This is a genomic window from Falsiroseomonas sp. HW251 (assembly GCF_050563545.1).
Classification (GTDB): Bacteria; Pseudomonadota; Alphaproteobacteria; order Acetobacterales; family Acetobacteraceae; genus Falsiroseomonas.
This window is the reverse complement of the sequence record NZ_JBNXUM010000011.1, coordinates 1-22625: the sequence shown is the minus strand read 5'-3', so window position 1 is coordinate 22625 and position 22625 is coordinate 1. Positions and strand designations below refer to the sequence as shown.

At 72.6% G+C, this 22625-nt stretch carries 27 protein-coding genes and 1 tRNA gene; 7 read left to right on the top strand and 21 right to left on the bottom strand.

Annotated features, from left to right (window positions below; translation table 11 throughout):
* Both ACLF3M_RS14720 and ACLF3M_RS14715 read right to left on the bottom strand, forming a co-directional pair.
* Window positions 1-1029, bottom strand: a complete 1029-nt coding sequence (locus tag ACLF3M_RS14720) for an ABC transporter substrate-binding protein (protein ID WP_430657695.1) — start codon at window positions 1027-1029, stop codon at window positions 1-3.
* Between the two features lie 688 nt (window positions 1030-1717).
* A tRNA-Phe gene (locus ACLF3M_RS14715) sits at window positions 1718-1793 on the bottom strand.
* A 144-nt stretch (window positions 1794-1937) separates the two neighbouring features.
* On the opposite strand from ACLF3M_RS14715, the gene ACLF3M_RS14710 reads away from it, so the two are divergent.
* Window positions 1938-3155 (top strand): FAD-dependent oxidoreductase, encoded by a 1218-nt coding sequence (locus ACLF3M_RS14710; RefSeq protein WP_430657694.1) that lies wholly within the window; start codon window positions 1938-1940, stop codon window positions 3153-3155.
* Here ACLF3M_RS14710 and ACLF3M_RS14705 read toward each other — a convergent pair.
* The 14 genes from ACLF3M_RS14705 to ACLF3M_RS14640 all read right to left on the bottom strand — a co-directional run bounded on the left by ACLF3M_RS14705 (window position 3101) and on the right by ACLF3M_RS14640 (window position 13626).
* Window positions 3101-3280 (bottom strand): DNA gyrase inhibitor YacG, encoded by a 180-nt coding sequence (locus ACLF3M_RS14705; RefSeq protein WP_430657693.1) that lies wholly within the window; start codon window positions 3278-3280, stop codon window positions 3101-3103. The genes ACLF3M_RS14710 and ACLF3M_RS14705 overlap by 55 nt on opposite strands.
* The gene (locus ACLF3M_RS14700) at window positions 3277-4395 is read right to left on the bottom strand and encodes a ribonuclease E/G (RefSeq protein ID WP_430657692.1); all 1119 of its coding nucleotides are present in this window, start codon (window positions 4393-4395) and stop codon (window positions 3277-3279) included. Before ACLF3M_RS14700 ends, ACLF3M_RS14705 begins: the two co-directional genes overlap by 4 nt.
* The gene (locus tag ACLF3M_RS14695) at window positions 4380-4973 is read right to left on the bottom strand and encodes a Maf family protein (RefSeq protein ID WP_430657691.1); all 594 of its coding nucleotides are present in this window, start codon (window positions 4971-4973) and stop codon (window positions 4380-4382) included. The genes ACLF3M_RS14700 and ACLF3M_RS14695 overlap by 16 nt, the downstream gene beginning before the upstream one ends.
* Window positions 4974-5107: 134 nt before the next feature.
* Window positions 5108-5326, bottom strand: coding sequence for a translation initiation factor IF-1 (gene infA / locus ACLF3M_RS14690; RefSeq protein WP_026033499.1), 219 nt, complete (start codon window positions 5324-5326; stop codon window positions 5108-5110).
* Window positions 5327-5437: 111 nt separating this feature from the next.
* Window positions 5438-6733, bottom strand: a complete 1296-nt coding sequence (hisD, locus tag ACLF3M_RS14685; RefSeq protein WP_430657690.1) for a histidinol dehydrogenase — start codon at window positions 6731-6733, stop codon at window positions 5438-5440.
* Window positions 6730-7446, bottom strand: coding sequence for an ATP phosphoribosyltransferase (hisG, locus tag ACLF3M_RS14680; RefSeq protein WP_430657689.1), 717 nt, complete (start codon window positions 7444-7446; stop codon window positions 6730-6732). Before hisG ends, hisD begins: the two co-directional genes overlap by 4 nt.
* A gap of 49 nt (window positions 7447-7495) precedes the next feature.
* On the bottom strand, window positions 7496-8692 hold the full coding sequence (locus ACLF3M_RS14675; RefSeq protein WP_430657688.1) for an MFS transporter: 1197 nt from the start codon (window positions 8690-8692) through the stop codon (window positions 7496-7498).
* 166 nt (window positions 8693-8858) lie between these two features.
* Window positions 8859-9620, bottom strand: a complete 762-nt coding sequence (locus tag ACLF3M_RS14670) for an NAD kinase (RefSeq protein ID WP_430657687.1) — start codon at window positions 9618-9620, stop codon at window positions 8859-8861.
* Between the two features lie 163 nt (window positions 9621-9783).
* The gene (locus ACLF3M_RS14665; RefSeq protein WP_430657686.1) at window positions 9784-10656 is read right to left on the bottom strand and encodes a carbon-nitrogen hydrolase family protein; all 873 of its coding nucleotides are present in this window, start codon (window positions 10654-10656) and stop codon (window positions 9784-9786) included.
* Window positions 10657-10715: 59 nt separating this feature from the next.
* Window positions 10716-11087 (bottom strand): hypothetical protein, encoded by a 372-nt coding sequence (locus tag ACLF3M_RS14660; protein ID WP_430657685.1) that lies wholly within the window; start codon window positions 11085-11087, stop codon window positions 10716-10718.
* Between the two features lie 92 nt (window positions 11088-11179).
* Window positions 11180-11572 carry a hypothetical protein gene (locus ACLF3M_RS14655; protein WP_430657864.1) on the bottom strand — a complete coding sequence of 131 codons (393 nt, stop codon included), beginning with the start codon at window positions 11570-11572 and terminating at the stop codon, window positions 11180-11182.
* A 5-nt stretch (window positions 11573-11577) separates the two neighbouring features.
* Entirely contained in the window at window positions 11578-12570 is a 993-nt protein-coding gene (gene moaA / locus ACLF3M_RS14650) for a GTP 3',8-cyclase MoaA (protein WP_430657684.1), read from the bottom strand.
* A 109-nt stretch (window positions 12571-12679) separates the two neighbouring features.
* Complete coding sequence (locus ACLF3M_RS14645; RefSeq protein ID WP_430657683.1) at window positions 12680-13435, bottom strand: sulfite exporter TauE/SafE family protein; 756 nt, start codon at window positions 13433-13435, stop codon at window positions 12680-12682.
* Window positions 13432-13626, bottom strand: coding sequence for a DUF3553 domain-containing protein (locus ACLF3M_RS14640; protein WP_430657682.1), 195 nt, complete (start codon window positions 13624-13626; stop codon window positions 13432-13434). The genes ACLF3M_RS14645 and ACLF3M_RS14640 overlap by 4 nt, the downstream gene beginning before the upstream one ends.
* Window positions 13627-13707: 81 nt before the next feature.
* Here ACLF3M_RS14640 and ACLF3M_RS14635 point away from each other — a divergent pair, with 81 nt between their 5' ends.
* Entirely contained in the window at window positions 13708-14316 is a 609-nt protein-coding gene (locus ACLF3M_RS14635) for a histidine phosphotransferase family protein (protein ID WP_430657681.1), read from the top strand.
* 76 nt (window positions 14317-14392) lie between these two features.
* On the opposite strand, the gene gluQRS is transcribed toward ACLF3M_RS14635, so the two are convergent.
* Entirely contained in the window at window positions 14393-15247 is an 855-nt protein-coding gene (gene gluQRS / locus ACLF3M_RS14630; protein WP_430657680.1) for a tRNA glutamyl-Q(34) synthetase GluQRS, read from the bottom strand.
* Between the two features lie 41 nt (window positions 15248-15288).
* On the opposite strand from gluQRS, the gene ACLF3M_RS14625 reads away from it, so the two are divergent.
* The 3 genes from ACLF3M_RS14625 (at window position 15289) to ACLF3M_RS14615 (ending at window position 18057) form a co-directional block, all read left to right on the top strand.
* Complete coding sequence (locus ACLF3M_RS14625; RefSeq protein WP_430657679.1) at window positions 15289-15948, top strand: alpha/beta hydrolase; 660 nt, start codon at window positions 15289-15291, stop codon at window positions 15946-15948.
* A 163-nt stretch (window positions 15949-16111) separates the two neighbouring features.
* Window positions 16112-16687, top strand: coding sequence for an HNH endonuclease (locus tag ACLF3M_RS14620; RefSeq protein ID WP_430657678.1), 576 nt, complete (start codon window positions 16112-16114; stop codon window positions 16685-16687).
* A gap of 209 nt (window positions 16688-16896) precedes the next feature.
* Window positions 16897-18057 carry a helix-turn-helix transcriptional regulator gene (locus tag ACLF3M_RS14615; protein ID WP_430657677.1) on the top strand — a complete coding sequence of 387 codons (1161 nt, stop codon included), beginning with the start codon at window positions 16897-16899 and terminating at the stop codon, window positions 18055-18057.
* A gap of 6 nt (window positions 18058-18063) precedes the next feature.
* Here ACLF3M_RS14615 and ACLF3M_RS14610 read toward each other — a convergent pair whose 3' ends face one another.
* Both ACLF3M_RS14610 and ACLF3M_RS14605 read right to left on the bottom strand, forming a co-directional pair.
* A complete protein-coding gene (locus ACLF3M_RS14610; protein ID WP_430657676.1) occupies window positions 18064-18945 on the bottom strand; it encodes a hypothetical protein in 882 nt (293 codons plus the stop codon).
* Between the two features lie 2 nt (window positions 18946-18947).
* Window positions 18948-19430: a disulfide bond formation protein B gene (locus ACLF3M_RS14605; RefSeq protein ID WP_430657675.1), complete on the bottom strand. Its 483-nt coding sequence runs from the start codon at window positions 19428-19430 to the stop codon at window positions 18948-18950.
* Between the two features lie 99 nt (window positions 19431-19529).
* Here ACLF3M_RS14605 and ACLF3M_RS14600 point away from each other — a divergent pair, with 99 nt between their 5' ends.
* Complete coding sequence (locus tag ACLF3M_RS14600) at window positions 19530-20639, top strand: acyltransferase family protein (RefSeq protein ID WP_430657674.1); 1110 nt, start codon at window positions 19530-19532, stop codon at window positions 20637-20639.
* A 47-nt stretch (window positions 20640-20686) separates the two neighbouring features.
* Window positions 20687-21310, top strand: a complete 624-nt coding sequence (locus tag ACLF3M_RS14595; protein WP_430657673.1) for a glutathione S-transferase family protein — start codon at window positions 20687-20689, stop codon at window positions 21308-21310.
* Window positions 21311-21332: 22 nt separating this feature from the next.
* On the opposite strand, the gene ACLF3M_RS14590 is transcribed toward ACLF3M_RS14595, so the two are convergent.
* Window positions 21333-21893 (bottom strand): cob(I)yrinic acid a,c-diamide adenosyltransferase, encoded by a 561-nt coding sequence (locus ACLF3M_RS14590; protein WP_430657672.1) that lies wholly within the window; start codon window positions 21891-21893, stop codon window positions 21333-21335.
* A 161-nt stretch (window positions 21894-22054) separates the two neighbouring features.
* Window positions 22055-22625, bottom strand: a 571-nt coding sequence (locus ACLF3M_RS14585; protein WP_430657671.1) for an energy transducer TonB, incomplete at its 5' end; no start/stop codon positions are given.

The window sequence follows — 22625 nt, the reverse complement described above, 5'->3', positions numbered from 1 at the left end:
TCAGCGCGGCAGGGAGCCGACCTCGCGGTCCCACCGCTCGATCAGCCGGCGGCGTTCCGCGGCGCGGCCATACTTCGCGAAGTCGTAGTCGATCAGGCGGATCCGCGTGAGGTCGGGCGCGCCCTGCGGCAGCGGGGCCTCGCGGTTCGACGGCGTCTGCAGCTGGCCGCCGGCGTCGAAGCCCAGCCGCTGCGCCGGCGCGGTCAGGGCCCAGTCGTAGAAGCGCCGCGCCTGCGTCAGGTTGCGCGCGCCGCGCACGATCGACATCGAGCCGATCTCGAAGCCCGTGCCCTCGCAGGGCGTGTTGTAGGCCACGGGGAAGCCGGCATTGCGCTCAGTCACGGCGTCATGGACGAAGGAGAGCGAGATGCCGCTCTCGCCGCGCGCCACGGCCTTGATCGGCCCCGTGCCGCTGCGGGCATAGCTGTTGATGTTGGGATGCAGGCGCTTGAGGTAGTCGAAGGCCTGGTCCTCTCCCATCAACTGCACCAATGTCGCGATGATGACATATGCGGTGCCGGAGGAGTTCGGGTTGGCCATCTGCACCTCGCCGCGGTAGCGGGGATCGAGCAGGTCGGCCCAGCAAGTCGGCGGCTGCAGGTTCTTCCGCGCCAGCAGTTCCGTGTTGTAGCCGAACCCGATCGCGCCGGCGTAGATGCCGACGGCGCGGCGGTCGGACTGGCGCCACTGCGTCAGCGCCCAGGGCTGAAGCTGGGCGTTGTTCGGGGATTCGTAGGCCTGGGTCAGGTTCTCCTCGGCCGCGGCCAGGTGCGGGTCGCCGGTGCCGCCGAACCAGACGTCGCTGCGCGGATTCTGCGCCTCGGCGCGGATGGCGGCGAGCGATTCGCCCGATCCGCGCTGCGTCATATTCACGCGGATGCCGGTGTCGCGCTGGAAGTTGGTGACGACCGCCTGGCACCATTCGATCTGCACGGAGCAGATCAGGTTCAGCTGACCCTGCGCCGCGGCCGGGGCGGACCAGGCAAGCGGTGCGCCGAGCGCGACAAGATGGAGCAGGCGGCGGTGCACGGCTTTCCTCCCTCATTGCCGATCCCCGCTGCCGCGCCGTGACGCGGGGCGACCGGATCGCCTGACCTCCTTGCAACAAAGTTGTCACAATCGCAAGCGCGGGCGGCTGCCGCGAACGGTACAGTCGTGGCAAGAGGCCAACCTGATGTCGCCATCCGCGCCCTGCCCCTGCCTGTCTACCGCACCCGCATCAGGGGCTTGCCGAACGCGCAGATCGCGCCGGCCTTGCTGCCGAACGGCGACGACGCGGTCCGCCAGGCGCTGGCCGAACGAGCCAGCGGCCGGGAGACGGGGGCACCGGGGTGATCCGGCCGAATTGTCGGAGCGGGCGGCGATCCAGGCCGAACCTTGACCTGCCGTGGGCTGGGCGGGGTAACCACCGAAGCGGAAGATCTGGGGCCGCTCCCTGCACAAGAGCAATCCAGTCGTTCGGACGTCGCGGCTTCGCTATTCAGCATCGTCGCAGGCAAGTGCAACAGGTCCAGCGCAACCCAACGGGTTCAGCCCGCGCGTTGCACGCCCTGCCCGGCTTAGGGTCCTGCCGCGATTTCGGCACATACGGTGAGCGGAAGCGCGCCTGGCGCAATCAGGGCAAATGAGTTCGCCGTAGGTCCGCGATGCCGGAACACGGTTCCAACGAGCCGTTCCACGGCCTGCCCAAATCGCCAAATCCTGCTGGAACATGAAGTGGTGCCCAGGGGCGGAATCGAACCACCGACACTGCGATTTTCAGTCGCATGCTCTACCAACTGAGCTACCTGGGCCCATCGCGACGGCCCCGCGAAGGGCCGGCCGGCAGAGGCCGCGGGAGATAGCGGAAGGCCGCGGGGCTGTCCACCCATCCCGCCGCCTTGCCGCGCCCGCAACGACGGCGCAGGCTCGCAGGCGTTCGGCACGGGGCTATCGGCTTGCGCATTGCCGTCATCGGCGCCGGTCTGGCGGGACTCGCCGCGGCGGCGTGCCTCGCGGGGCGCGGCCATCGCGTGGATGTCCTGGAACGCGCGCCGGCGCCGCGGCCGCTCGGCGCAGGGCTGCTGCTGCAGCCGCCCGGGGCGGCGATCCTCGACCGGATCGGGGCGCTCGCGCCGCTGCTGCCGGATGCCGCGCGGATCACCAGGCTCGACAGCCGGGCGCGCTCCGGCGCGACGCTGATCGACCTCGACTATGCCGGGCTGGCGCCCGGTCTCTGCGGCCTCGGCCTGACGCGGCCGGCGATCTGGCAGGCGCTGCGGGATGCGGCGGCGCGCGCCGGCGCCGGGCTGCTCGCGGGCTGCGAGGTGGTGGGGGCGACGGAAGCCGGCGAGGTCGCGCTGGCGGACGGCGCGCGGCTCTCCCACGACCTCGTCGTGGTCGCCAGCGGTACGCATTCGCCACTCTGGTCTGGGCGGCCGGGGCATCGCGCGCGGCTCTATCCCTGGGGCTGCCTCTGGACGACGGTGCCGCTGCCCGATGACTGGCCGGGCGAGGTGCTGGCGCAGCGCTGCGTCGGCACGCGGATCATGGTCGGCGTGCTGCCGACAGGACGCGCGGCAGGCCGGCGCGTCGCCGCGCTCTACTGGAGCATCCGCAACGCCGACGTCCCGGCCTGGCGCGCCGCGCCCTTCGCGGCCTGGCAGGACCAGGTCGCGCAAGCCTGGCCCGGGGCCGCGGCGCTGCTCGACGGGCTGACGCAGGCTGAGGTCGAGTATGCGAGCTACCGCGACGTCTGGGCCGATCCGCCCTTCGCCGGCAGGCTCGTGGTGATCGGCGACGCCGCGCATGGCACCTCGCCGCAGCTTGGCCAGGGCACGACCCAGGCGCTGCGCGATGCCTGGGCGCTGGCGGAGGCGCTGGAGATGGATGCGCCGCTCGAGACGCGGCTTGCCGCCTATTGGCAGGCGCGGCGCCGGCGGGCTGGCTATTACCGCTGGGCGAGCCGGCTGCTGACGCCGGTGTTCCAGTCGGACTGGCCAGGCCTGGGGACGCTGCGCGATGCTTTCGCCGGGCCGGTCGGGCGGCTGCCGCCGGTGCGGCGCCAGGCGCTGCTGACGCTGGCCGGGCTGAAGGACGGGCTTTGGGGCGCCGACGCGCCTCAGGCCTCGCTCTCGTCGCCAGCGGGCTCCTCCTCCTCCGCCGCGATGGCGTAGTCCCCGGACAGCCAGCGGCCGAGGTCCACGCGCTGGCAACGCTCGGAGCAGAAGCGCTGGCCCGGCTGCAGCGGCTTGCCGCAGACGGGGCACTTGCGGACGGGCTTCGGCGGAGGCCTGGTCATGCGGGTTCCAACGCCTCGCGCCCCGGCGGGATCGCGGGATCGGGGAGCAGGACCAGCACGCGGCCGGCCGAGGCGGCGTAGTCCGCCAGCGCCTCCGGCATGGCCTGGAGCGCAGCGGTCACGGCGGGCGCGGCGCGCAGGCGGAGCGCGGTGCCAGGCGCGGCGGCTGCCTCCTTCGCGGCCCGGCGCAGCGCGGCGAGCCCATGCGTCAGGGGCGAGAGCGGCCAGCCCAGCACCTCGTGCAGCGGCGGGTGGATTCGCGGCCGCTGGATCTCGAACAGGCCAAGCCGCGTCAGACCGAGCAGGCGCGGCTTCAGCGGGTCCTTCTCCAGCTCGGCGGCGAGCGGTGCGGCGAGCGCCTCGCGCTTCTTCACCGGCATGCCCGCAATGTCGAGCAGGATGGCGCCGGCGAGGTCGCGCAGCCGGATCTGCCGCGCGGCCTCCGCCATCGCGTCGCGATTGAGCCGCGCGAGCGCCTCCGCGTCGCGCCCGCCGGCATGGCTGCCGGCATCCACGTCGATGGCGGTCAGCGCGGGCGTGGGGTGGATGGTGAGCCGCCCGCCGCCGGGCAGCGCGACCTCGGGGCCGGCGAGGGTGTCGAACTCGGCCTCCAGCGCATCGTCGAAGGCGGCGCGGTCCAGCGTCACGCGGTCGCCGAGCAGGGGGCGCAGCCGCGCGAGTTCCGTCGGGCTGTCCAGCACGACAGGCGCGCGCGTGGCGAAGCGCAGCACGGCGTCGGGCCCGCGGCGCACGAGCGCCGCGCCCTGCCCCGCGCAGGCCGCGATCTCCTCCGGCGTCAGCCGCGCCGTGGCGCGCGGTCCCTTGCCGCCCTGCGCGGCGCGGGTGAGGCGCAGGGGCAGGAGCGCGCCTTCCTGCAGCGCCTTGCGGTCCGGCGCCTCGGATTCCGGCAGGAAGGCCGTCGTGCCGTCCGCCAGCGCGAGGAACGCCCCGCTCATCGGCTTCGACACGGCGGTGACACGGCCGCGGTGCAGGTCGCCGACGCTGTCGGGCCGCGCGGGGCGCTCGATGGCGGCGAGGTCCAGCACGCCATCGCGCAGCAGCGCGACGCGGCGCTCGCCAGGCGAGACGGAGACGCGGACTAGGGTTTCAGCCACCCCGCGCCCCGCAGCAGCTGCGCCGTCTCGAAGAGCGGCAGGCCAACGACATTGGAATGGCTGCCCGACAGGAAGCGGACCCAGGCCTCGGCGCGCTTCTGGATCTGGTAGCCGCCGGCGACGCCGCGCCACTCGCCAGATTCGATGTGCTGGTCCATCTGCTGCGGCGTCAGGCGCTGGAAGGCGAGGATGGTGGTCACCAGGCGTTCGGAGCAGCTGCCATCGGGCCGGAGCAGGCAGACGCCCGTCATCACGCGGTGGCGGCGGCCGGACATCAGGTCGAGGAAGCGGCGCGCCTCCGCCTCGTCCGCAGGCTTGCCGAGCTGGCGGCGGCCGACCCCGACGACGGTGTCGGCGGCGAGCACGATCGCGTCGGGGGCCTCGGCATGCGCGGCCTCCGCCTTGGCGCGCGCCAGGCGCTGCGCCAGGGCGCGCGGCTGTTCCGCCTTCAGCGGGTTCTCGTCGAGGTCCACGGGCAGCACGCGATCCGGCACCACGCCGATCCGCGCGAGAAGCTCGAGCCGCCGGGGGCTGGCGGACGCCAGAACCAGCGGCGGGCGTACACCCGCAATGGACATCACCAATTCCGAGCTGGCGGCCCCGCAGGGGCCGAGGCCGCGAATGCGGCCCGCGCACAAACCAACAGCGCAACAAGCGTGACAGTCGCCTGCGCGAAAGCCAAGCCGCCGGAGGCGGCGCCGGGCGTCTGAGGCTACTTAAAACGGAATGTAATTCTGCCCTTGGTCAGGTCGTAGGGCGTCATCTCGACGTTGACGCGGTCGCCCGCCAGCACGCGGATGCGGTTCTTGCGCATCTTCCCGCTGGTGTGGGCGAGCACCATGTGGTCGTTGTCCAGCTTCACGCGGAACATCGCGTTGGGCAGCAATTCGACCACCTGGCCACTGAACTCGATCATGTCCTCTTTCGACATGAGGCTCCTTCTATGCAGGTCGGCCCGCCCCGCGATCCCCCGGCATGGGGAAGGCGGGACAGGCGCAAAATCGCGGTTGGGCGCGGAACATGAGCGCCGCGGCCCCCGTGGTCAAGGACGCAGGCCCAGGCGGACCGCCACGCTGAGCCCATGGGCGTCGAGCCCCTCGGCCTCGGCGAGCGTCACGGCGGCGGGTCCGATGGCGGCGAGCCCGGCCTCGTCCACCTCCACCCAGGTCGTGCGCTTGAGGAAGTCGAAGACCGACAGCCCGGAGGCGAAGCGGGCCGTGCGCGCCGTCGGCAGGACGTGGTTGGGGCCGGCGACGTAGTCGCCCACGGCCTCCGGGCACCAGCGGCCGAGGAAGGCCGCGCCGGCATGGCGGATCCTGCCGAACAGCGCGCGGGGGTCGGCGACCATGATCTGCAGGTGCTCGGGCGCGAGGCGGTTCGTCAGCGCTGCGGCCTCGTCCCAGTCGCGGACGACGATTACCGCGCCGTGCTGCGCCCAGGACGCGCCGGCGATGGCGGCGCGCGGCAGGGTCCCGAGCTCGGTCTCGACCGCGGCGGCGACGCGCGACGCGAAGCCGGCGTCGTCGGTGACCAGGATGGATTGCGCGGCCTCGTCATGCTCGGCCTGGGCCAGCAGGTCGAGCGCGACATGACGGGGGTCGTTCGATGCGTCGGCGATCACCACGACCTCGGACGGGCCGGCGATGGAATCGATCCCGACGCGGCCGAAGACCTGGCGCTTGGCCTCCGCGACATAGGCGTTGCCGGGCCCGACGATGCGGTCCACGGGTGCGATGGTGTCCGTCCCCCAGGCCAGCGCCGCCACGGCCTGCGCGCCGCCGATCCGAAAAACTTCGGTGACGCCGGCGAGCCGGGCCGCTGCGAGCACCAGCGGGTTCAGCACGCCGTCCGGGGTCGGCACGCACATCGCGATCCGCCCGACGCCGGCGACGCGCGCCGGCAGCGCGTTCATCAGGACGGAGGACGGATAGGCCGCCTTGCCGCCGGGCACGTAGAGCCCGACGGCGTCCAGCGCGCCCCAACGCATGCCGGTGCGAATGCCGGGCTCGGAGAGTTCGACGTCACGCGGCAGTTGCGCGCGGTGGAAGGCCTCGATTCGCCTCGCCGCAGTCGCGAGCGCGTCGCGGCGCGCGGCCGGAATGCCGGCGACGGCCTCCTCGATCTCGGCTGCGGTCACGCGCAGCGCCGCGGCGCCGGCCGGCGTCCAGCGGTCGAAGCGCGCGGTAAGGTCGAGCAGCGCGGCATCGCCCCTCGCGCGGACCTCCGCGATGATCCCGGCGACGGCGCCGTCCACCTTCGCCGTGGTCTCGCGCGCATCGTCGAGGAGCGCGCGGAAGGCGTCGTCGAAGCCTACATCGATCGTGCCGAGAATCTTCACCGTGCATCCCGCTCCGCCAGCGCCGCGCGGAAGCGCGCGATCCAGCCGGCGATCGCCTCCGGCCGCGTCTTCAGCGCGGTGCGGTTCACGATCAGCCGCGAGGTGACGTTCGCGATCACGTCCGTCTCCACCAACCCGTTCGCCTTCAGCGTCGAGCCCGTCTGCACGAGGTCCACGATCACCCGCGCGAGCCCGAGCGCCGGCGCCAGCTCCATCGCGCCGTTGAGGTGCACGACCTCGGCCTGGATGCCGCGCTGCGCGAAATGCCGGTGCGCGATCTGCGGATATTTCGTGGCGACGCTGACCCGCGACGCCGTCGCCAGGTCCTGCCCTGCGCTCTCCACCGGTTCGGCCACGCTGACGCGGCAGCGACCGATGCCGAGGTCGAGCGGCGCATAGATCTGGTCGTCGTCGAATTCCATCAGCACGTCTGCGCCGCAGACCCCGATCTGCGCCGCGCCATGCGCCACGAAGGTCGCGACGTCGAAGCTCCGCACTCGCACGACATCGAGGCCGGGATGGTTGGTCTCGAAACGCAGCCGCCGGCTGTTCTCATCGGCGAAGTCGGCGGCCGGCACGATCCCGGCGCGCGCCATCACCGGCGCGAGCTCCTTCAGGATCCGGCCCTTGGGCAGGGCGAGGATCAGCGCCCCGCCGGCCTCGGCGGGGGTGGAAGGATCGGCGGGGATGGTCTCGGTCGTCAGGGTTTCCATGGGCTTGGCACTGCGGCGGGGCCGGCCATCGCAGAGCCGGCGCGGCGGGTCAACCGTCCCGTCGCGCGGGTCTGCCCCCTGACGGGACGCGATCGAGGATCGCAACGAGGAAGGCCAAGCCCCCGAGCAGGATCACCCCGGCCAGGATCCAGGGCACGGCATGGTAGCTGCCGGCGGCGTCATGGATCAGGCCGAGCGCCAGCGGCGCGGCCGTCCGCGGCAGGATCGCCGCCATGGTGATGGCCGAGGAGATCTGGGCGTAGCCCTCCCGCCCCAGGATCTCGGCCAGGCCCACGGCGCGGACGATGGTGATCAGCCCGTTCCCGATCCCGAAGGCGACGCCGTAGAGCAGCGCCAGCGGCAGGGATGGCGGCCCCACCGCCAGCAGCGTCAGCGCCACCGGCAGCATGGCAAAGGCGAAGATGCCGACCTGGCGGATGTCGCCGGCGCGTGGGCCGAGCCAGACCAGCACCGCGCGAGACGCCACCTGGCAGGGGCCGAAGATCGCGATCACCGCCAGCGCGGCGTTCAGCGACATCCCGCTTTCCTGCAGCAGCGGCAGGATATGGAAGGAGATGCCGGTGCCCATGAAGGCCTGGCAGCAGAAGGCCAGCATCAGCGCCCAGAAGGCGCGCCGGCGCATCGCCTGCCGCAGCGGCTCGCCCGCCGCCAGCGTCGAGCCCGTCAGGCTGCCGCGCGCGCCCTTCAGCCAGACCGCGGGCAGCGCCGCCATGACGAGCTGCATCGCAGCGAAGACGACCAGCGTCTCCCGCCAGCCCATCCAGCCGACCATCCAGGCGCCGAGGGGCACGAAGACCGAGGTCGTGAAGCCCGTGACGAAGGTGACCTGCGTGATGGCGCGCCTGGGGTCGCGGGTGTTGGCGGTCAGCGCGGCATAGGCGGGTTCCGACAGGCACAGCGCATGGGTGACGCCAATCGCGATCCAGATCCCGTAGAAGGCCGCCAGGCTGTCGGTCATCGCCCAGGCCACCAGCAGCGCCGCGCCGATCGCGGTCCCGACCGTCATCGGCACGCGGGATCCCGCCCGGTCCATCCAGCGCCCGGCGGGGATCGCCGCGAGGCCCGAGACGAAGAGCCCCGCGGTGAAGGCGCCGGAGATCTCCGCGCGGGTCCAGCCGAGCTCGGCTTCCATCGGCGCGATGAAGACGGGGAAGGCGAGGTAGATCGTGCCCCAGACGATCAGCTGGTGGATGGCGATCGACCAGATGAGGGAGCGTTCGGTCATGGGGTGGTGGAGGCGTGCCCGAAACTGGCCGAGGCGCGCCGACCCCCACCCGCCTCGCTACGCTCGGCACCCTCCCCCGCAAGCGGGGGAGGGTTCAAGGGCGCGACTGCTCCCTCTCCCGCTTGCCGGGGAGGGTCGGGGTGGGGGTTTGCGCAGCAGCGCAAGCTCACACCGTGAACTGCTCCGCGATGATCCGCTCGCTGAGCCCGTGGTCGGGATCGAACAGCATCGTCAGCATCACGCTGCGGTCCTCCCGCACCTCCACGCGCCGGACGTCGCGGACCTCGGTATAGTCGGCCACCGCCGCGACCGGGCGCTTCTCGTGCTCCAGCACCTCGAAGACGACCTCGGCCTCGGCCGGCAGCAACGCGCCGCGCCAGCGCCGCGGGCGGAAGGGGCTGATGGGCGTCAGCGGCAGCAGATTCGCGCCCAGCGGCACGATCGGCCCATGCGCCGACAGGTTGTAGGCCGTGCTGCCCGCCGGCGTGCTGACCAGGATGCCGTCGCAGATCAGCTCGGGCAGCCGCACCTTGCCGTCCACCATCACGCGGATCTTCGCGGCCTGGCGGATTTCGCGCAGCAGCGAGACCTCGTTGATCGCCAGCGCCTCGGTCGGCTCGGGATGGCCGGTATGCGCGCGCATCCGCAGGGGATGCAGCATCGCGGCCTGCGCGGCCTCCAGCCGCTCGACCAAGCCATCCTCGCGGTAGTCGTTCATGAGGAAGCCGACCGAGCCGCAATTCATCCCATAGACCGGCAGGTTGCGGCCGAGCAGGCGGTGCTGCGTCTCCAGCATCATCCCGTCGCCGCCGAGGCAGACCACGGCCTTCGCGCGATCGAGCGGCGCTGCGCCGTAGCGCTCGGCCAGCACATCCTGCGCGGCCCGCGCGACCTCGGTCGGTGCGGCGAGGAAGGCGATGGCGGTCATGGGCGCGCCGACCGCACGCGGCCCCCTCCCCCGCCGCTCGCATACCCTCCTCCCCCACAGGGGGGAGACGGATGGGCGAGGGGGGCGGGAAAGATCGGCGCTCGATCGGTGCCGGATTGCCGCCGCCGGGACAGGGCCGCGGGGAAGCGAACCATCCCGCCCCTCACCGCAACCCCTCCACCCGCCGCGCATCGTCCAGTGCGTCCACCCGCCTCGCGTCCCGATGCTCCAGCACCGGCATGTCGCGCCTGACGCGCGCCGTCACCGCGGGATCGATGCGCGCCGTCGCCCAGCCCGTGCCGTCGCTGCACTTCGCGACGACATGGCCCCAGGGATCGCAGACCAGCGAATGCCCGTAGACCTGACGCGTCGCGCCGCGCTCCTCGTACGAACCATGCGACGCCGCGGCGACGATCCAGCACTGCGTCTCGATCGCGCGCGCGCGCAGCAGCACCTCCCAATGGTCCTTGCCGGTCTGCAGGGTGAAGTTGGAGGGGACGAAGATCGCCTCCGCGCCCAGGCGGCGCAGCGCGACATACTGCTCAGCGAAGCGCATGTCGTAGCAGACGGTAAGCCCCAGCATCACCTCGCCCGCCTTCACGCAGACCAGCTCCGTCCCCGCGCCATAGAGCGCGCTTTCGCGATACCCCGTGCCGTCCGGCGCCGTGATGTCGAAGAGATGGATCTTGCGGTAGCGCGCGATCTCCCTCCCGTCCGGGTCGAAGAGCAGCGAGGTGTTGAAGAGCTTGTCCTCGCCGCGCTCGATGATCGAGCCGCCATGGACATGGATGCGGTTGGCGCGCGCGACCTCGCGCAGGAACTCATAGGCCTCGCCGCCGGTCTGCCCTGGCTCGGGCAGCGCCTCGGCCGCCGCGAAGCGCGCGTCGCGCCCGCCGCCGAGATTGGTCCAGGTCTCCGGCAGGGAGACCATGTCCGGACGGTCGGCGCCGATCGCGCCCTCGATCAAGCGCCGCGCCTGGCCGATATTGGCGGCCTTATCGGAGCCCTGGTTCATCTGGATGACGGCAACGCGCATGCCGCGACCTTACGACCGCGGCAGGCGCGCGCCTACGGGGGCGCCGCGCCCCCGGCGCGTCAGCTCGCCGTCAACCCGCGGTTGGTGACCGTGATCTGGCTGGCGCGGCAGACATTCACGCCCCGGATCTCGGCGGCCTGGCCGTTCGACCAGACCACGCGGAAATCGTAGTTGCCTGTGTTGGCGGCGCGGTAGTTCACGAAGCGCCCCGGCGGCAGGACGGAGTTGCCGAGCTGGTCGGTGCCCCAGCCCGCCAGGCTGGAATGGCTGAAGAAGAGCTGGTTCACCGTCATGGTGGAGTTGTTCGCGACGCGAAAGGAGGTGTCGCAGGCCTGGCTCGGCACCACCACCACGTTCTGCGCCTGCGGCGTGCAGGCGCCGAGCGCGAGAGCGGCCAGCCCGACGGCCGCAAAACCGAAGCGACGATTCATGCTGAAAGGGTCCCTCCTGATGCGCGCCGGCGAGTCCCGGCGCACATGAAGGGATCATGACCTCGAGTTGAAGAAAAGCCCCGGTTTCCGCCTCAGCGGCGCGGCCACTCGATGCGCGGCTCCGCGCGGCCGGACCGCGGCTCCGGCCAGGCCGCGGGCGGCGGCACCGGCGGGGTGGCGCGTGGCGGCGGCGGCTCCGCCTCGGCGCGGCGGAAGGTCGTCGGCGGCTCTGCCCAGTCATCCTCCGAGGGCGGCGGGCGGCGCGCGCGGCCGGGCTCGGGCAGCCGCAGCGCAAGCGTGCGAAGCTCCGTCTGGATCTCGTCCAGCTGCGCCTCGATCGAATCGAGCCGGCCCTTCACCCCGAAGACGCTGAAGGGCATCAGCAGGTAGGCGAGCGCGACCAGCAGCCCGACGAGCAGCACGACCAGCCCGGCCCAGTCCGGCAGGCCGGGGATGGTCAGCGCCTGGGCGATCTGCTGCAGCACCTCGTTCAACCTCCGGTCACGCTCATATGCCGCGCCACGGCGGGCGCCTGGCTGCGGCGGTCGATCACGAAGTCATGCCCCTTCGGCTTGCGCGCGATCGCTGACAGGATGGCCTCCTGCAGCCCGGCTTCGTCAACCAAGGGGTCGCGCAACGGCGCTCGCAGGTCGGCCGCATCGTCCTGGCCGAGGCACATGTACAATGTTCCCGTGCAGGTCAGGCGCACACGATTGCAGGATTCGCAGAAGTTGTGGGTCATCGGCGTGATGAAGCCGATGCGCCGCCCCGTCTCCTTGATCACGTAGTACCGGGCCGGTCCGCCGGTGCTGTAGTCCGTGTCCTGCAGCGTCCAGTGCTCGCGCAGCCTGTCGCGCACGCGCGACAGCGGGAGGTACTGGTCGGTGCGGTCGCCGGTGATTTCGCCCATCGGCATGGTCTCGATCAGGCAGAGGTCGAAGCCGTGCTCGCCGCACCAGGTGATCATGCGGTCGTATTCGTGCTCGTTCACGCCCTTCATCGCGACAGCGTTGATCTTCACGGCCAGGCCCGCGGCCTTGGCGGCGAAGATGCCGTCCAGCGTCGGCTCGATCTTCCCCCAGCGCGTCAGCGCGGTGAAGGTCGCGGGGTCGAGGCTGTCGAGCGAGACGTTGATCCGCTTCACCCCGGCCTTCGCGATGTCCTCCGCCATCTTCACGAGCTGCGTGCCGTTGGTGGTGACCGTCAGCTCCTTCAGCCCGCCGCCATCCAGCCGCGCGCCGAGGCTCTGGAAGAGCTGGATCACCCCCTTCCTAACCAGCGGCTCCCCGCCGGTCAGGCGGATTTTCTCGGTGCCGAGCGCGATGAAGGCACCGCAGAGCCGGTCCAGCTCCTCGAGCGTCAGCACCTCCCGCTTCGGCAGGAAGGTCATGTCCTCCGCCATGCAGTAGACGCAGCGGAGGTCGCAGCGGTCGGTGACCGACACGCGGAGATAGCTGACGGTGCGACCGAAGGGGTCGATCATGGCAGGCGTCATTCCCACGGGGCGGCCGTGATCCCCGCCCCCTTGCGGCGGTATCTGGTCCGGAGGCCCCCCCGCGCGCAAGCCCCGGGCCGGCGGGGCGGGCAGGCCCTCAGGCCAGCAGCGCCACCGCCCCCGTCGATACCAGCAGCCCGAACGCGAAACGCCGGTACCAGCGCTCCGGGACCACATGGAACAGCCGCGCGCCGATCGGCACGCATGCCAGCAGGATCGGCAGCAGCAGGACGAGCTTCGCGATCTCCCGCTGGCCGACCAGCCCGGCCCAGATCGGCGGGATGACGGAGACCACCGCGATGCAGGCGAAGAACAGGATCAGGTTGGCGCGGTGGCGCTTCGCCTCCTCCGGCCCCGCCAGGAGATAGAGGATCACCGGCGGGCCGCTGACGCCGACCGCGCCCTTCAGCAGCCCCGCGACCGTCCCCACCGCCAGGTTCAGCGGCAGCGGCCGGGACCCGTGGTAGCGCCAGCCCGACATCAGGGCGAAGCCGAAGACCAGCACCAGCAGGCCGATGGCCCGCCGCAGCACCTCCTGGTCGGCGGTGATCAGCACCCAGGCGCCGAGCGGCGTGAAGCAGATCGCGGCCGCCCCGATCGGCAGCATCACCCGCCTGTCCGCTTGGCCGAAGGCCTTGGGCAGCAACTGCATGGACACGAAGAGCTCCATCATCAGCATCACGGGGATGCCGATGCGCGGACCCCAGAGCGTCGAATAGGCCGGCGCCAGCAGGATCGCCGTGCCGAAGCCCGAATAGCCCCGCATCAGCCCCGCCACCGCGGTCACCAGCGCCGCGGCGATGACGCGCCAATCCGTCAGGAGATCGACGAATTCGGACAGGAAGCCCGTCACTGATCCTCCACCGGCTCGATCTCGGCGCCGGAAAGGCGCAGCGTCACCTTGCCCGCATTCTCGAAGTTCACGGTCACCCGGTCGCCCGCGACGGACTGCACCTGGCCGATGCCCCAATCCGGGCGGGCGGGCAGGCGGATGCGCTGGCCGGGGACGAGGTCGCTGGACACGTTGCAGCCATAGACATCCATTAACGATCCGTCGACCAGCCGTCTGGTAGGAAGGCTTGATCAACGTGCCGGCCGCAGAACGCGCCGGGCCAGGAGACCAGGATGGCGGACACCCTCGCGCTCGCGCAGGCCGTGTGCACGCGGCTCTGCCACGACCTCGGCGGGCCGGTCGGCGCGCTCGGCGGCGCGCTCGAGATGCTGGAGGACACGGCGGACGACGCGGCCGAGGTCGCGCGCGACGCCGCGCGGATCATCGACCGGCGGCTGCGCTTCTGGCGCGTCGCGGTGGGCGGCGCGTCGGGCGAGCTCGACGCCGCCGAGCTCGCGCAGCTCGTCGAGGGCCTGACGCTCGGCCGCAAGGCCAGGGTCGATTTGTCAGGCCTGGCGCCGGGCTGCCAGGTGAGCCCCGAGGTCGCGCAACCCCTGCTGCTCGCCATGCTGGTCGGCGTCGAGGCCCTGCCCCGCGGCGGGGCGCTGCGCGTCGCGGGCGGCCCGGCGGTCGGCTTCACCCTGCTGCCGGACGGCCCTCATGCGGCCTGGCCGCCAGGCCTCGCCGCGCTCGTCGCCGGCGACGAGCCGGTGCCGACCCCGCGCACCGTGGCGCTCCCCCTGCTCGCCGCGACGGCGAAGGCGGGGAAGGTGCGGCTCGACCTGCTGATGGGCGCGGTGGGCCATGGCCCGTCACCGCTGATGCTGACCGTGTTGGGGTAGCGCCGATGTTCCCTCTCCCGCTTGCGGGGGAGGGAGGGGCCCGCGCGCAGCCGGGGAGCGCAGGGGCCCGCGCAACCTAGTCCGGAAACCCCGCCATCGCCCTCACCTCCGCCGCGCTCCGCCCGGCCTCCCGCAGGTCCCGCAGCGTCGCCGCCCTGTCCCGCTTCGCCAGCCTTCGACCGCCCGCATCCAGCAGCAGCCCGTGATGCGCATAGGCCGGCGCCGGCCAGCCCATCAGCGCCTGCAGCAGCCGGTGCACATCCGTCGCGGCCTTCAAATCCTCGCCCCGTGTGACAAGCGTCACCCCCTGCAGCGCGTCGTCATGGGTCACGCAGAGGTGGTAGCTCGCCGGTGCGTCCTTCCGCGCCAGCACGACATCGCCGAAGCGCGCGGGATCGCAGGCGATGCGCCCCTGCCCTTCCTCCTCGAACGCGAGCGCCGGCACGCATTCCAGCGCGCGCGCCATGTCGAGGCGCAGCGCATGCGGCTCTCCCGCCGCCACGCGCGCCTGCCGCTCGTCCACGGTCAAGCGCCGGCAGGTCCCGGGATAGAGCGGCCCGTCAGGCCCGTGCGGCGCCGCCGCGCTTGCTGCGACCTCCCGCGCGATGTCCGCCCGCGTGCAGAAGCAGGGATAGACCAGCCCCCGCCGCGCCAGCGCGTGCAGCACCGCGCGGTATTCCCCGAGATGCGCCGACTGCACGCGCACCTTCCCGTCCCAATCCACGCCCAGCCACGCCAGGTCCTGCTCGATCGCTGCCGCGTATTCCGGGCGGCAGCGCCCGGGATCGATGTCCTCGATCCGCAGCAGGAAGCGCCCGCCCGCCGCCCGCGCCCGCCGCCAGCCCTGCAGGGCGGAATGCGCGTGGCCGAGATGCAGCAGACCCGTCGGGCTCGGCGCGAAACGGGTGACGGGGCGGGGAACCGGCGCCATCCTGAAGCCCTACCCTCAAGCCACGCGACAAGGAACCGGGGATGACCGCGCTCCTCGACGGACCCCGCTGGGGGCCCGCCTCCGGCAAGACGCCGCGCAAGCTCGTCGTGCTGCTGCACGGCCTCGGCGCCGACGGCTTCGACCTGATCGACCTCGCGCCGACATGGGGGGAGGCGGTGCCCGACGCGCTCTTCGTCGCCCCGCACGCGCCCGATCCCTGCGACGTCGCCCCCCATGGCCGGCAATGGTTCAGCGTCGGGGACCGGTCCGACACGCAGCGCCTGGCCGGGACGCGGGCCGCTTCGGTCGCGCTCGACGCCTTCCTCGACGCCGAGGCCGCGCGCCTCGGCATCGGGATGCCCGACGTCGCGCTCATGGGGTTCAGCCAGGGTGCGATGATGGCGCTCTTCACCGGGCTGCGCCGCGATCCCGGCCCGGCCGCGATCCTTGCCTTCTCGGGCCGCCTGGTTGGCCGCGACCTGCTCGCCGCCGAGCTGCGCAGCCGCCCGCCCGTCCTGCTGGTCCATGGCGAGGCTGACGACGTCGTGCCCGTCGCCGAATCGCGACTGGCCGAGGTCGCGCTGCGCGAGGCCGGCGTCCCGGTCGAGGCCGCCTTTCGTCCCGGCCTGGCCCATGGGATCGACGAGCACGGCATCGCGTTGGGAGCGCATCTGCTGTCCGCCCGCCTCGGCGCCGCATGACGCGGCGGTGACACCACGCTCCGCCGCGCGCCGGCTCTGTTGCACCGCGGCGCAAGCGCTGGCATGAAAGCGGGACAACGCGGCGGTGCCACAGTATCTGGGGCCAGCCTGCCGTGATCGGCCCCAGGGCTTGGGACCGCTCCTTGGCTGAGAGGAGTGGCGCTTGCCTGATGGCGGAGCCTTCGTCGGTGAACGGTCCTATCCCGCCCTCGTGCTGAACGCGGATTTCCGTCCGCTGTCCTATTTCCCGCTCTCGGTCTGGTCCTGGCAGGATTCGGTCAAGGCGGTGTTCCTCGACCGCGTCTCGGTCCTCTCGGAATACGACGCGGTCGTCCATTCGCCGTCGCTGCGGATGAAGCTGCCGAGCGTCATAGCGCTGAAGGAATACATCCCTGCCGCTCGCCGCCCCGCCTTCACGCGGTTCAACGTCTTCCTGCGCGACAGCTTCGCCTGCCAGTATTGCGGTGACCACCGGCCGACCCAGGACCTCACCTTCGACCATGTGATCCCCCGCTCGAAGGGCGGGCGCACGACCTGGGACAACGTCGTCACGGCCTGCGGCCCCTGCAATCTGCGCAAGGGCAACCGCCTGCCGCGGGAATGCCACATGCTGCCCCGGCAGGAGCCCCGCCAGCCCACGAGCTGGGAGCTGCAGGAGAACGGCCGCGCCTTCCCGCCGAACTACCTGCACGAGAGCTGGCGCGACTACCTCTACTGGGATTCCGAGCTGGAGAGCTGAAGGCGCCGCCGCGTCCCCCGCGCCCGGCTCATCCGGGATTCGCGCGCCAGCCGGCTTGGCAGGCTGAGCGCGATGGACGGACGTGCCCGATCTGCGCCCGGCCCATCGCACCCACGCCGGTCTGACACCGCCGCGCTTGCATCACCCGAACGGAGGATGCCAGCCCTTTGCGGCCGGTACCTTCTGGGAAAGGTGGACGGAGCGGAAGCATGGCGGAGCTGCCAGCCCAGCAATTCTCGGCGCTGATCGGCGCGATCTACGACTGCGCGATGGCGCCGGAACGCTGGCCCGACGCGCTGCGCCAGGTCTGCGAGGCGCTGGATTGCGTCGCCAGCCAGCTCTACCTGCTGGACCTCGAGACCGGGCGACACAGTTTCGCCACGGGCTGGGGCGAGCCGCCGGAGGCGACGCGGCTGCTGGTCGAGCGCTACCAGGGCCCGAGTTCCGACTGGCAGCGCCAGGCGCTGGCCGCGCGTCCCGCCGATGCCGACCCCGACGAGCCCTTCGTGCTGCGCCGCCTGCCGCATGCCGAGGAACTCGTCCGGTCCGACTTCTTCCGCGGCTGGGCCGGCACGCTCGGCTATTGCGACGCCATCACCGCGGTGGTGTTGCAAGAGGACCGGCGGGTCGGGCTGCTCGGATCCGCGCGGCACGAGAGCGTCGGGGTCGCCACCGACCGCGAGGTCGCGCTGATGCGCCTGCTCGCCCCGCATCTCCGACGCGCGGTGGCGATCGGCAACATGCTCGACATGCGCGCCCTGGAAGCGGCCGCGCTGCGCGACGCGATGGACGGCCTGGCGGTCGGCGTCGGCGTGGTCGCGGCCGACGGCGCGATCCTGCACGCGAACGCCGCGGCGCGCGCCATGATGGCCGATGCGGAAGGCCCGATCCGCGACAGCGGCGGCCGGCTCGCCGCGCGCCGGCCGGAGGCGACGGCGGAGCTTCTCGCCGCCATCGGCACCGCGCAGCGCGACGAATCGCGGCTCGGCCGGCAGGGACTCGGCGTGGTGCTGGGCAGCCCCGCCCGGGCGGAGCGTGCTTCCGTCGCCCATGTCCTGCCGCTGACAGGCGGGCAGCTGCGCCCGGGGCTGGTGCCGCGCGCCGCCGCGGCGGTCTTCGTCGCGCCGGCCGTCGGCGGCACGCGGCTCGACATCGTCAGCCGCGCGCTGGACCTGACGCCGGCGGAATCGCGCGTGCTGGAGCGGCTCATTGCCGGCGAGACGCTGGTGCAGGCCGCACGCAGCCTCACCGTCGCGGAGAGTACGGCCAAGACGCATCTCTCGCGGATCCTCGCCAAGGCCGGCGTGACGCGGCAGGCGGATCTGCTGGCGCTGGTCGCGCGCCTCGCCCCGCCGGTCGAAGGCGGCTGAGCGCGCTCAGGCCAGAATGTCGCCCAGCCGCGCGACGGTGCGGGCCTGGCGCAGGCCGCGGATGCTCGCCTGCTCGCCTGGCGGCACCAGCACGCGGTCAGGCATCGCGGGCCGGATGTGCATGGTGTTGCACATGCTGATGTCGGACACCGCCGCGGATCGGCCGTCCTTCAGCGGCCCGAGCCAATGCGCGAGCTTTGCCTCGTCGATCGCCATCCTGCCGATCGGCGCGGCCTGCATGCGCCGGAATTGGCTGCGCCCGTAGGTTCCCGGCGTGCCGATCGCCCAGGGACCCGACCCGGCCAGGGCGGCGAGCGGCGGATCCTCGGCCACCGCATCGGCCAGCATCAGCGGCACGTACCAGGCGAGGTAGCCGAAGGCGCGCCCGGCCTGGACGATCACGCAGACCGCGCGCCCGTCCGGGCGGAAGCCGCGCAGCCCGGCCTCGACCGGGAAGAAGGGGTTGATCCCCTTGCCGCGCATCACCGGGAAGGCGAAGGCGTCGCCCGGCACGAAGAGCAGCGGCTGCGGCGCCGCCAGCGTCCTGCGCGCGACGGTCCGCTCCGGCGCGCCCTCGATCTCGCGCGCCAGCGCCGCGAGTTCCGCGCGCCGCTTCGCATCCGCGGGCTCGAGCGCCGCCAGCAGGCCGCGCGCGCGCGCTGCGGCTTCCGGCGCCGCGATCCCGCGCCGCGCGAATTGCTGCGCGACAACCAGCCAGAAGGTCGCGTGGTCGGGGTCGTCCGGCCTCGCCGCCGCGCCGGGCTCGGACTCCCGCGCCAATCGCAGCAGCTCGGGCCCGTCGAAGGGCAGCTTGGCGATGGCCGCGATTGTCGCGCGCAGGTCCAGCGCGAAGTCGTTGGCGTAGAGCCCGCGGCCCCAGGCCCCCATCGCTAGCCCCGCGGCTTCGGCGCCAGCGTGCCGCGCCAGATGAAGATCGCCAGGCACAGCGCGTAGACCAGGTTCATCTCGGCGATCGAGAAGGGCAGGAAGTCGAAGAAGAAGGCGGGCTCGTCGCAGGGCTTGTTGGCCCCCGGCGCGAGCGAGCGCATGAGGTCCTCCACCGTCGCCGTCGGCCCCGCCGTCGCGGCCTGGCAGGCCGGCAGCGGCGAGGGCCAGAACTTGAACTCCACCCCGACATGCAGGAAGGCGATCGCGCCGGAGACCAGCACCGCCACCGCCGAGGCGCGCAGCGCCCAGCGCCGGGCCTCCTCCGGCAGGAAGGCCGCGACAACGGCGATCGCCGCCGCCACCCAATACGGCCAGCGCTGCCAGAGGCAGAGCGCACAGGGCGCAAGCCCCGGCCAGGTCTCGCTGCCGAGCGCGATCAGGGGGGCGGCGGCGGACAGCGCCGCGGCGAGAAGGGCGAACTGCATGGCGCGAGCTTCCGCCAGCCCCGGCGGGCCCGCAACCACCTGGCCCCGCCACGCCGCGCCTTGGTCCGCCCCCCGATCCCTGGTAAGGCCGCGACGGCCATGGATTCCGGACCCGCCCCATCCGATCGCCGCGCGGGCGCCGAGGCCGCGACGCTCGCCGCTCGCTTCGATCCGCGGGTGAACAATTTCGACGCCATCCGGCTCGCCGCCGCCTTCGTCGTCACCTTCTCCCACACCTGGTCGCTCGCGGGCCGACCGACCGATCCGCTCTCCGCCTTCCTGGGCTACAGCTCCGCCGCGCTCGTCGCGGTCTGGGTCTTCCTCTTCATCAGCGGCTTCCTCGTCGCGGCGTCGCAGGAACAGGGCAGCACCGGGCGCTTCGTCGCCGCGCGCTTCCTGCGGATCTATCCCGCCTTCGCCGTCGTCATCCTGCTGCAGGCCCTCGTCCTGGTGCCGCTGCTCTACGAAGGGCCGCTATCGGAATACGGGCGCCGCTGGCTGGGCTTCCACCTGCGCAACCTGCTGCTCTGGCCGCAGGACCCCTATGTGCCGAACGTCTTCACGGGGCTGCCGCACAACGTGGTCAACGGCTCGCTCTGGACCATCCCGCTCGAGGTCTCGTTCTATCTCTGCCTGGTCGTGATGGCGTCGCTGATCCGGATGCGGCGGGCGCTGTGGCTGGCCGTCTTCGCCGCGACCGTCTGCGCCGAGCTCATGATGAAGCAGCTCGGCATGGATAACGAGCAGGGGCCGCAGGTCTTCCGCGGCATCCCGGTCTATGTCTTCGTCATCTACTTCAGCTACTTCATGGCCGGGGTCTGCGCCTGGAAGTACCGCGACCGGCTCCGCGTGACGGCGGGCGGCGCAGCGGTCGCGCTCCTGCTGCTGGTCGCCGCGCGCGGCACGCCGATGGCGATGTTCCTGCTGAAGTTCTGCCTGGGCTACCTCGTGCTCGCCGTCGCCATCGCCGGCGACTGGGGACAGCGGCTGCACCGGGCGGCCGGCGACCTCAGCTACGGCGTCTATCTCTACTCCTTCCCCATCACCAACACGCTGCTGCTGGTCGCGGATGGCCGGTTCGGGCCCTTCGCGATCTTCCTGCTGTCCCTGCCGCCGATCCTGCTCATGGCCTGGCTGTCCTGGCACCTGGTCGAGGCGCCGTGCCAGGCGCTGAAGCGCCGGTTGCCGGGCGGGGCCGGCGCGCGGTAACGGAGGGCGATGGCGGCGCGGGCCGCCGTCCGGCAAGGGAGGACGCGATGCTGACGATCTGGGGCCGCACGAGCTCGTCGAACGTGATGAAGGTGCTCTGGGCCTGCGAGGAGCTCGGCATCGCCTTCGAGCGCATCGATGCCGGCGGCGCCTTCGGCCGCACGCAGGACGCGGGCTACCTCGCGATGAACCCGAACGCGCTCGTGCCCACGATCCAGGACGGCGACTTCACGCTGTGGGAGAGCAACTCGATCCTGCGCTACCTCGCGCGCACCCGCGCGCCGGGTGGCGCGATCCTGCCGGCCGACCCGAAGGCCGCGGCGGATTGCGAGCGCTGGATGGACTGGCAGCTCAGCGCGCTGAACGCGCCGATGACGACGATCTTCTTCACCTATGTCCGCACGCCGGAGCCCGAGCGCGACATGGCCGCGACGGCGAAGGCGCGCGACGCCGCGGAGAAGCTCTGGGCGATGGTGGATGCCAGGCTGGGCGCGGGCGATTACGTCTGCGGCGCGGCGCTGACCCTCGCCGACATCGTGCTCGGCGTCTATGCTTGGCGCTGGTTCAACCTGCCGATCGAGCGCGCCCCGATGCCGCGGCTCGAGGCCTGGTTCGAGCGCCTGAAGACGCGCCCGGGCTATGCGAAGCACGTCGCGCTGCCGATGACCTGACGGCGCGCGCCGCGCCGGCGGCTCAGCGCGTCGCGCCGGGTTGCCAGGTCACGTCCTGCGCCCCGTTCGCGTTGAGCCGGCGCGACAGGACGAAGAGCAGGTCGGAGAGGCGGTTGAGGTAGCGCACCACCGCGGGGTTCACCGCCTCGGCGGCCGCGAGCGCGACGACGTGCCGCTCCGCCCGCCGCACGACAGTGCGCGCGAGATGCGCATGCGCCGCCCCCGCGCTGCCGCCGGGCAGGACGAAGCTGCGCAAGGGGGGCATGGCGGCGTTCATCGCGGCGAGCTCGGCGTCGAGCCGCGCGCATTGCGCGTCGGTCACGCGCAGGCGCTCGCCGCCCTCGCCCGGCACGCAGAGATCGGCGCCGAGGTCGAAGAGGTCGTTCTGGATGCGCGCGAGCGTCGCGTCGGCCTCGGCGTCACCGGCGAGGTGCAGGCGGATCAGCCCGATCGCGGCGTTCGCCTCGTCCACCGTGCCATAGGCCTCCACCCGCAGCGCGTCCTTGCGCACGCGGCTGCCGTCGCCGAGCGACGTCTCCCCGGCATCCCCGCCCCGCGTCGCGATCACGTCGAGCCTGACCATCCGACCCCTTCCAACCCGCATACCCCCAAGCGCAACAGCAGGTCCCACCGACCATTCGCCGGCAGCAGGGCCGCGAACGCGGCCCCGCGCACAGAACGACAGCGAGGCCCCACGCAACAGCGCGTAGGCGCGCAAGCCAAGCGCGCGCCGGCGATCGAGGCTTACTCCAATCTAAAACTTATGCCGACGGTGGTGGTCGAAAAGGTGGCGCGGCCGTCGATCGTCGCAGGCTCGAAGCGCCAGCGCCGCACGGCGCGCTCGGCCTCCGCATCCAGGGTGGGATAACCGGAGGAGCCGACCACGGCGAGGTCTCGCACCCGCCCGTCCGGCTCCACGTGCACCAGCAGCACGACCCGCCCCTGCTCGCCCCGCCGGCGGGACGCCAGGGGATAGTCGGGCTGCGGATTGCGGACGCCGGAGGCCGTGCGCGGCGGCACCAGCGCCCCGGCCGCGGTGCCGGCGCCACTGGCCATCGGCACGCCCTCGCCCGGTGGCGCGGTGCGCGAGGGCGGGGACCAGATGGTGCGCGGCGCCGGCTGCGCGGGCTGGGCCGGGCGCGGGGGCGGGCGCGGCGGTGCCGGCGGCGTGCTCGGCGCCTCGGCCGGCGGCGGCGCGGAGGCCTGCCGTTCCTCCGGCGGCGGGGGCGGCGGCAGCATCGCCAGTTGCGCCGGTGGGGCCGGTGCGGCCGGTGGCGGGGGCAACTGTGGCGGGACCGGCGTCACCGGCAATTGC